This window comes from Nocardia sp. NPDC024068 (genome assembly GCF_040638875.1).
Classification (GTDB): Bacteria; Actinomycetota; Actinomycetes; order Mycobacteriales; family Mycobacteriaceae; genus Nocardia.
In genome coordinates, this window is sequence record NZ_JBEZYU010000006.1 from 193076 (window position 1) to 201108 (window position 8033).

Genomic DNA, 8033 nt, shown 5'->3' on the forward strand with positions numbered 1-8033 from the left:
CAGTTACGACGACATCGAACCCTGGTTCGAGAAGATGGAGGCCGTGGCGCCGGACGACCCGCACCGTCGCGAACTGCGGGAGCACATCGTGCACCTGTGCCTGCCGCTGGCCGAACATATCGCGCGCCGCTTCACCGGCCGCGGCGAGTCGTTCGACGACCTGCTCCAGATCGCGCGCGTCGGGCTGGTGCACGCGGTCGACCGCTTCGACACCACCCGCGGGAGTTCGTTCCTGTCTTTTGCGGTGCCCACGGTCATGGGTGAGGTGCGCCGGCATTTCCGCGACCACACCTGGGCCGTGCGGGTGCCGCGCAGCACCAAAGAACTGCACCTGCGCGTCGGACCGGCCACCGAGGAGCTGTATCAGCGGCTGGGCCGGATGCCGACGGCACGCGAGATCGCCACGGAACTCGGCGTCGAACTCACCGAGGTCACTCAGGCCCTCGTCGCGGGCAACGGTCATACCAGCAATTCTCTCGACGCCACGGTACGGGACCAGGACGACGACAACGCGCCGCCGGCGGTGCTGGCCCGGCTGGGCAGCGAGGAACCCTGCTACGAACTGCTCGAGGACGCCATGACGGTGCGCCCGCTCATCGAGGCCCTGCCACGGCGTGAGCGGCAGATACTCGTCTGGCGGTTCTTCGGCGGGCTGACGCAGGTGCAGATCGCCGACCGGCTCGGTATCTCTCAGATGCAGGTATCGCGAATCCTGGCCAAAACGCTCAGGACATTGCGTGAGCAGGCGCTCGCCGAAGAGTACGCGCCGGCCGCCTGAACCACCGCGGGATTCCCGCGGTCAGGGCGCCTCGTCCGCCGCGGGTAGTTCCACCAGGAAGCGCGCTCCGCCGAGAACATCGCCCTCGCAGCGGATGGTCCCCCGATGCCGTTCCACGACATCGCGGACGATCGCCAGCCCGAGCCCGGCGCCGCCGTCGTCACGGCTGCGGGCATCGTCGAGACGGACGAAACGCGCGAAGATACGCGCCCGGTCGGCGTCGGGCACACCGGGTCCGTCATCGGCGACGTCCATGACCACGGTGGTGCCCGTGCGGCTCAGCCCCACTCGCACCGTGGTGGCGGCGTGGCGCTGCGCGTTGTCGACCAGGTTGCCGAGTACCCGTGCGAGCTGGGTGCGGCTACCGAGGACGGTGATCGCCGCACCGGGCGGTGTGAAGACAACGGGTACCCGGTCGCCCGCGCGCCGGGCGAGTTCGTCCCGGATCAACTCGGTGAGACTCACCCGATCGGTTCGTGGTTGCTCGCCGGCGTCGAGCCGGGCCAGGAGCAGCAGATCCGCGGCCAGATGTTCCAGCCGCACGGTGTCGGCGAGCAATCCGCCCGGTTCGAGCAGGCCGGGATGCGCTTGCGCGACCTCGAGTTGAGTGCGCAGACTGGCGATCGGGCTGCGGAGTTCGTGGGCGGCGTCGGCGATGAAACGGCGTTGCCGTTGCGCGGATTCCTCGAGGGCGGCCAGGGTGTCGTTGGTGGTGACGGCCAGCCGGGCGATCTCATCACGGGAAGCGGGCTCGGGAACCCGGCGGGAGAGGTCGCCGTGCATGATCTCGGCGAGTTCGGTCCGAATGGCCTCCACCGGGCGCAGTGCGCGGCGGGTGACCAGCCAGGTCACCGCGGCGACGAGGACGAGCAGCAGGGGCAGTCCGGTCAGCATGGCGGTGCGCGCATCGGCCACCGCGCTGTCGGCGGTATCCAGCGAGGCTCCGGCGTACACGGTCACCGGCCGGCCGTCCGGTGCGGTACCGGCGAGGGCCGCGACCCGGAATCGGTCGGCGGTGCCGGCATCGTCCACCACCAACTCCACGTCACCGAATACCGCCTCGGCGGAGGGCTGCGCGGTGCCGGTGCGGCCGGCGGCTTCGGCGCTGCCCATAGCGGAGCCGGCGGCGGCCGCGGCGTCTTCCCCCGAATCGTCGCTGTCGTCGCTGTCCTCGTCGTCTTCGTCGCTCTCGTCGGAATCGGATTCCTCGTCGTCCGCGCTGTCGGCGGAGTGGGGACCGAACCCGGCCATCGGCGCGCTACCGCGGAGTTCCGCGTCGGCGGCCAGTACTGCGCCCTCGATCGAGACCACCTGTACGGGTTCGTCTTCCGGGTCGGGCAGCCGGAGCCGGTCGAGCGCGGTGCCGGCCTCCAGTTGGGCGGCGATATCACGGGCGGTGTGCTCGGCCTGCAGGCTCGCGCTCTCCACCAGATTGCCGCGCAGCGCCGCGAGTACCAGCAACCCCGCGGCGCCGAGACCGACCGCGACGACGGCGGTCGCGCCGGTGGTGGTGCGGGCCCGGACCGAACGCCACCGCGACCGCGACCGGCGCTCAGCCACGGTCGGCGGCCAGCCGGTAACCCGCGCCGCGGACCGTCAGGATGGTCCGGCAGCCGAAGGGGGCGTCGATCTTGCGGCGCAGTGTGCTGATGTAGACCTCGACGATATTCGGGTCGCCGTCGTAGGCGAAATCCCAGACATGTTGCAGGATATCGGCTTTGGATACCACATCGCCCGCGCGGACCGCCAGGTGCTCCAGGACCGCGAACTCCTTGGCGGTGAGCGATACCTCGTGGTCGCCGCGCAGGCACTGCCTGGTCGCGGGATCGACGACCAGATCACCGATCCGCAGCACCCGGCTGCCACCGCGGGTGCGGCGGCGCAGCAGGGCGCGGATGCGGGCCAGCAGCACCACATAGGAGAACGGTTTGCACAGATAGTCGTCGGCACCGGTGTCGAGACCCTCGGCCTCGTCGTACTCGCCGTCTTTCGCGGTGAGCATGAGGATCGGAGTCTCGTGTCCGGCGGCGCGCACGGTGGAGCACACCCGGTAACCGTTCATCCCGGGCAACATGATGTCGAGGATGATCAGGTCGTAGTCGGTACCGGTGGCCCGCAGCAACCCTTCGGCGCCGTCGTGGACGACGTCGACGGCGAAACCCTCGGCGGACAAACCCTGTGCGAGCGCGAGAGCAAGACGCTTCTCGTCCTCCACGATCAGCAGGCGCATCTCCCAAGGGTGTCAGACCAGCCTGAAATGATCTTCAGGTTGCTTCAGGTGGGCTTCAGCAGCGCGCTGACACAGTTGGTGGACACGGTCGGGAAGTCCGGCCCTACAGGAGGTTTCACCATGTCACACGTATTTCGTCGCGCGGTCACCGGATTGCGCTGGCTCGTCGTCGGCGCGACGGTAGCGGTCTTCACCGCGGTCGCCTCGCTCGCCGTAGCCGGAGTCACCCTCGGCCACGGACCGCAGTCGCGCGCGGACGCGGCCGTCGAGTGGTCGCTGGTCGCCGACCCCGGTATCGATCGGCAACAGGCCATGGACACCGCGGCGGCGGTGATCCCGGGCGGCCGGGCGGTATCGGCCGAATTCGAGACCGAGCGCGGTACGCCGAGATGGGAGGTGGAGGTGGTGTCGCCCGAGGGGCAGGAATTCGAGGTGACCGTCGACGCCGAGACCGGCCGGGTGGTGGGATCCGCCGTCCACGACTGAAGGCGAGGACCGCCGATCATCGGTCCGGCGCCCGGTGATCGGCGACCCGGGAGGGGATCGGCACTAGACTCGCTACGACTGTTGCCGCGCATGCCGGCCCGAACAGGAGGTGACCCGCCGATGACGATGATCCAGCTGGCCGCTCCCGACGGTGATATCGCCGCATACCGGGAAACTCCGGAGGGCCCCGGTCCGTGGCCCGGGGTGGTGGTGCTCCACGATGCCGTCGGTCTCACCGCCGATACCCGGCGCCATACCCGGATGCTCGCCGACCACGGGTATCTCGCCCTCGCACCCGATCTGTTCGCCCGGGGTGCGCGCTGTGTGCCCGGGGTTTTCCGCGACCTGCTGTTCACCGGCGACGGCCGGGCGGTGCGCGATATCCTCGCCGCCCTGGACCGGTTGCGCAACGATCCGTCGTGCACCGGCAAGGTCGCGGTGGCGGGATTCTGTATGGGCGGCGGGTTCGCCCTGCTGACCGCACCCCGGGGTTTCGACGCGGCGGCGCCCTTCTATCCGACCAGCCGCGGCAATTACGCCGAGATGCTGCGCGGGAGTTGCCCGATCGTGGCGAGTTACGGGCGGTTGGATCCCATCAATGTCCACCGTGCCGAGCGGATGGAGCGGGTGCTCGACGAGTACGGCGTTGCGCACGATGTGAAGACCTATCCGAAGGTGACCCACGGTTTCGCGAACCGGTTGCCGGTCGAACCGGTTATCAGGGTGACCGGTCTCGGGTACAACGAGGAGGCGAGCGCGGACGCCTGGCGGCGTGTTTTCGCCTTCTTCGACGCGCATCTGGGGTCACCGGGCTGATCGCGGCCCGGGGTGTTCCCGTCCCCGGGAGCGGAGGAAAATTTCGAGCCACTGAATATCGTACCGTCACATAGCGGTAAGTAATCGCGAACAGGTCGCGGTGACGGGTACGGAAGTGGGTTCGATATGTCCAACAGCTTCTTCGGCTTCATGCTGATGTTCCTCGGCATGATGATGATGATGAACTGACGGCCGACGCGGCAGGCTCCCACGACCCGGCGCCGCGCCGGTTACCCTCGGAATCGTGGCCGACAACCGGACGATGCGAGAGCTGATGCTGGCGGGGGAGCCCTACCTCGCGGACGACCCCGAGCTCAGGGAACTGAGCCTGCGGGCGATGGATCTGACGGAGGCGTACAACACCACTCCGATGCGGGATATCACCCGCCGCCGCGGACTCCTGGCCGAACTGCTGGGTGCGGTGGGCGAAGACACCGAGATCCGTCCCCCGCTGCGGGTCGACTACGGAACCCAGATCCGTATCGGCTCGGGAAGCTTCGCGAATTTCGGACTGGTGGCCCTGGACGTCGCCGCGATAACCATCGGCGACGATGTCCAGATCGGCAGCAATGTGCAGCTGCTGACACCGACCCATCCGCTGGACCCGGTGCGGCGGCGCGCGAAATGGGAAGCCGCGCAACCGATCACCATCGGTGACAACGTCTGGATCGGCAGCGGCGCGATCGTGCTGGCTGGGGTGACGATCGGCGCCGACACCGTGGTCGGTGCCGGCGCCGTGGTCACCCGTGATCTGCCCGCAGGCGTAGTTGCCGTGGGCAACCCCGCCCGGGTGATCCGTACTCTCGACCGCCCCGAGGCCTGAACGCGCTGCGCCGGGCCTCACATCGCGGGAAGCTGCTCGCCCTGCACCACCTGGATGTCCAGTTCCAGTTTGACCGTGGTGCCCACCGCGGCCACCCCGGCACGGACCACCGCGTTGTAATCGATGGCGAAATCATTGCGGTGCAACAGTGTTTCGGCATGAAACGCCGCTCGCACGCCACCCCAGGGATCGGCACCGAAGCCGCCGTACGTCACGTCCAGGTCGACCTGTCGCCGCTGTCCGTGCAGACTCAGCTCGCCGGGCATCACCCAGGTGTCGGCCCCGGTGCGGCGTAGGCCGCGGCCGGTGAACGCGATCACCGGATACTGCTCGACGTCCAGGAAATCCGCCGAACGCAGGTGATCGTCGCGCATGGCGATACCGGTGTCGATGCAGGCGGCTTTGATCTCGGCATATCCGCTGGACCGATCGAAGGGTTCGGCGATATCGATCCGGCCGCCGACCTCGGGGAAACGGGCTTTGATACTCGAGATTCCGAGATGACGCGCGGTGGCGAGCACGGTCGAATGAACCGGATCGATGGTCCAGGGCCCGGCCGGTGGGAGTGCCACGGTATCCGCCGCGGAGACCAGGGTGATCTCGCCGAGCGATCCCGTACCCGCCGCGGATATCTGGGCGGTGCGGGCCAGCGGCTGATACCCGGGCGCGGTGAGGACGGCGGTATGAACGCCCTGCGGCAGTGCCTCGGTGGTCACGGCCCCGGCTTCGTCGGCGACGACGCGAGCTATCTGATGTCCGGTGGCGTCGGTGACGGTGAGCACCGCGCCGGCCAGAGGCCAGCTTTCGGCGGTGCGGATGCGGGCGGTCAGTCCGGTCATGCGTGGTCCTCGTTTCCGTATCCCAGCCGGATGTCGTAGCCGGCTTCCGCACCGGTGACGCTCACCTGCCCGGTGACCGGCGGATAGCCGCGGGCGACCACCGTGTACTGCCCTTCGGGCAGGTCGGTGACGACGTACCGGCCGCTTTCGTCGGTCCGCACGGTCGCGGTGACATCGCCTGCCGCATCCAGCACCGTGACCTGGACGTCCGCGGCGATCCGGCCGCCCTCCGCGCGGGCCGAACCCGTGAGCACCGCCATCGGCGCGAGTTCGATGTCGTGGCGCAGCATGCCGCTGTCGGGCACGGTGAGCGCGCTGGCGCTGGGGCGCATATGGTGCGCGACGGCGACCAGTGTGTAGATACCCGGCACCACTCCGTGGCACAGGTAGGCACCGTCGGTTCCCGATGCCGCCGAGGCCACGACCTCACCGCGCTGATCGGTCACCGTGACCGTCGCGCCGGCCAGCGGCTCGCCGCTACGCGCCGAGCGCACCACCCCGGAGAGTTCGCCCAGCCCCGACAGGGTGAGATCCAGTCGCGCCGGCTGTCCGGTGATCGCCACATTGATCGCGGCGGGCCGATGGCCGGCCGCGGAGGCGATGAGCACGTAGTTGCCGGCGCCCGGGGCGCCGATCGCGTAGCTTCCGTCTCCGCCGCCGATCGCCCGCGACACCTGATGGCCGCGCTGGTCGATCAGCGTGAGCGCGACGCCGTGTACGGGGCCGCCGTCGTCCCGGGAGATCCGGCCCGCGAGCGAGGTGGATTCCGGGGACTCACCGGTGGTGGCGCCCGCTGACAAAGTGGTCGTCGCGGATGCGCCGGCGCCGTATACGCCGTGACCGTTCTGTCCGGCCACGGGACCGGCCATGGCGCCGACGGGTACGGGGGCGGGTTCGGCCGGTGCGCTGTCGGGTCGCCGATCTGCGGCAGCCCGGGCGTGCACGGGTTCGGGAACGCCGTACGGGGTGGTGTCGAGACCGGAGAGGTCGTCGGGGACCCGGTCTTTCGCCAGGCCGGTGGTCACCGGATCGGATACCGCGGCCGCGGCGTCGGCCACCGGCTCGATATCGATGGTGCGCCGCAGCGGACGGTTGGGCAGCAGGATCGCGGCGATCAGGGCCACCACCGTCGCAACGGCGGCGATGAGGAAGATCCGCCCGGTCGCGTCGCCGTAGGAGAAGCGCACGATCTCGGCGATCGGAGCGGGCAGCGCCTTCAGGTCGAGATTCCCGCTGCCGGACGAGGAGCCGGCTGGGATGCCCAGTTCGGCGAAGCGTTCGGTGGACAGTTCGGCGACGCGAGTGGCCAGCACCGAGCCGAGGACCGAAACGCCGATGGCGCCACCGAAGGTGCGGAAGAAGGCGACGCTGCTGGAGGCGGCGCCGATGTTGTGCACGCTGACGGTGTTCTGGACGGCCAGCACCAGGTTCTGCATCATCATGCCGACACCCGCGCCGGTCAGGGTGATGAAGGTACCGATCAGCCACATGTTCGTGGCGTGGTCGACGGTGGACAGCAGGCCGAACCCGACGACCAGCAGCGCGGCGCCGCTGACGACGAACGGCTTCCATTTGCCGAACCGGGTGATCAGCGCACCGGAGGTGACCGACGCGACCAGCATTCCGGCGACCATCGGCGAGGACAGCAGGCCGGCGGCGGTGGGGGAGTAGCCGCGCGCGGTCTGCAGGTACTGGCCGAGGAAGGTGGTGGCACCGAACATGCCGACACCGACGGCGATGGAGGCGATGATGGCGAGTGCGGTGGTGCGTTCGGTGACGATCTTCAGCGGGATCACAGGATCCTTCACCCGCGACTCCACCAGCACGGTGGCGAGCAGCAGCAGCACACCGCCACCGACATACAGCGCGGATTCGGTGGACCACCACTCGTAGTAGCCGGCCTTACCGGCGAACGACACCCAGATGAGCAGGACCGACACGCCCGCGGTGAGCAGCAGGGCTCCGGGCCAGTCGATCGAGACGTCGCTCTTGCGCTCGGTCGGCAGTTTCAGTGTGCGCTGCAGCAGGAACAGCGCGATCACGGCGAGCGGGACGCAGATG

The 8033-nt window shown here is 69.2% G+C and carries 8 protein-coding genes and 1 pseudogene; 4 read left to right on the forward strand and 5 right to left on the reverse strand.

Annotation, left to right across the window (positions count from 1 at the left end):
- Window positions 1–34: 34 nt before the first annotated feature.
- Complete coding sequence (locus tag AB0F41_RS09490) at window positions 35–778, forward strand: RNA polymerase sigma factor SigF (protein ID WP_357422327.1); 744 nt, start codon at window positions 35–37, stop codon at window positions 776–778.
- A 21-nt stretch (window positions 779–799) separates the two neighbouring features.
- Here AB0F41_RS09490 and AB0F41_RS09495 read toward each other — a convergent pair whose 3' ends face one another.
- Window positions 800–2338: a HAMP domain-containing sensor histidine kinase gene (locus AB0F41_RS09495; protein WP_357422318.1), complete on the reverse strand. Its 1539-nt coding sequence runs from the start codon at window positions 2336–2338 to the stop codon at window positions 800–802.
- Window positions 2331–3008, reverse strand: coding sequence for a response regulator transcription factor (locus tag AB0F41_RS09500; protein WP_357422319.1), 678 nt, complete (start codon window positions 3006–3008; stop codon window positions 2331–2333). The genes AB0F41_RS09495 and AB0F41_RS09500 overlap by 8 nt, the downstream gene beginning before the upstream one ends.
- A 120-nt stretch (window positions 3009–3128) precedes the next feature.
- On the opposite strand from AB0F41_RS09500, the gene AB0F41_RS09505 reads away from it, so the two are divergent.
- From AB0F41_RS09505 to AB0F41_RS09515, 3 genes are all read left to right on the forward strand, one after another.
- The gene (locus tag AB0F41_RS09505; protein ID WP_357422320.1) at window positions 3129–3494 is read left to right on the forward strand and encodes a PepSY domain-containing protein; all 366 of its coding nucleotides are present in this window, start codon (window positions 3129–3131) and stop codon (window positions 3492–3494) included.
- Window positions 3495–3614: 120 nt separating this feature from the next.
- Window positions 3615–4310 carry a dienelactone hydrolase family protein gene (locus tag AB0F41_RS09510; protein ID WP_357422321.1) on the forward strand — a complete coding sequence of 232 codons (696 nt, stop codon included), beginning with the start codon at window positions 3615–3617 and terminating at the stop codon, window positions 4308–4310.
- 274 nt (window positions 4311–4584) lie between these two features.
- Complete coding sequence (locus AB0F41_RS09515; RefSeq protein ID WP_357422328.1) at window positions 4585–5133, forward strand: sugar O-acetyltransferase; 549 nt, start codon at window positions 4585–4587, stop codon at window positions 5131–5133.
- A 17-nt stretch (window positions 5134–5150) separates the two neighbouring features.
- Here AB0F41_RS09515 and AB0F41_RS09520 read toward each other — a convergent pair whose 3' ends face one another.
- The 3 genes and pseudogenes from AB0F41_RS09520 to AB0F41_RS09530 all read right to left on the reverse strand — a co-directional run.
- On the reverse strand, window positions 5151–5972 hold the full coding sequence (locus AB0F41_RS09520; RefSeq protein WP_357422322.1) for a YceI family protein: 822 nt from the start codon (window positions 5970–5972) through the stop codon (window positions 5151–5153).
- Window positions 5969–6841: a carboxypeptidase-like regulatory domain-containing protein gene (locus AB0F41_RS09525; protein WP_357422329.1), complete on the reverse strand. Its 873-nt coding sequence runs from the start codon at window positions 6839–6841 to the stop codon at window positions 5969–5971. The genes AB0F41_RS09520 and AB0F41_RS09525 overlap by 4 nt, the downstream gene beginning before the upstream one ends.
- Before the next feature lie 195 nt (window positions 6842–7036).
- A pseudogene (locus AB0F41_RS09530) lies at window positions 7037–8033 on the reverse strand (MFS transporter); the annotation flags it as partial.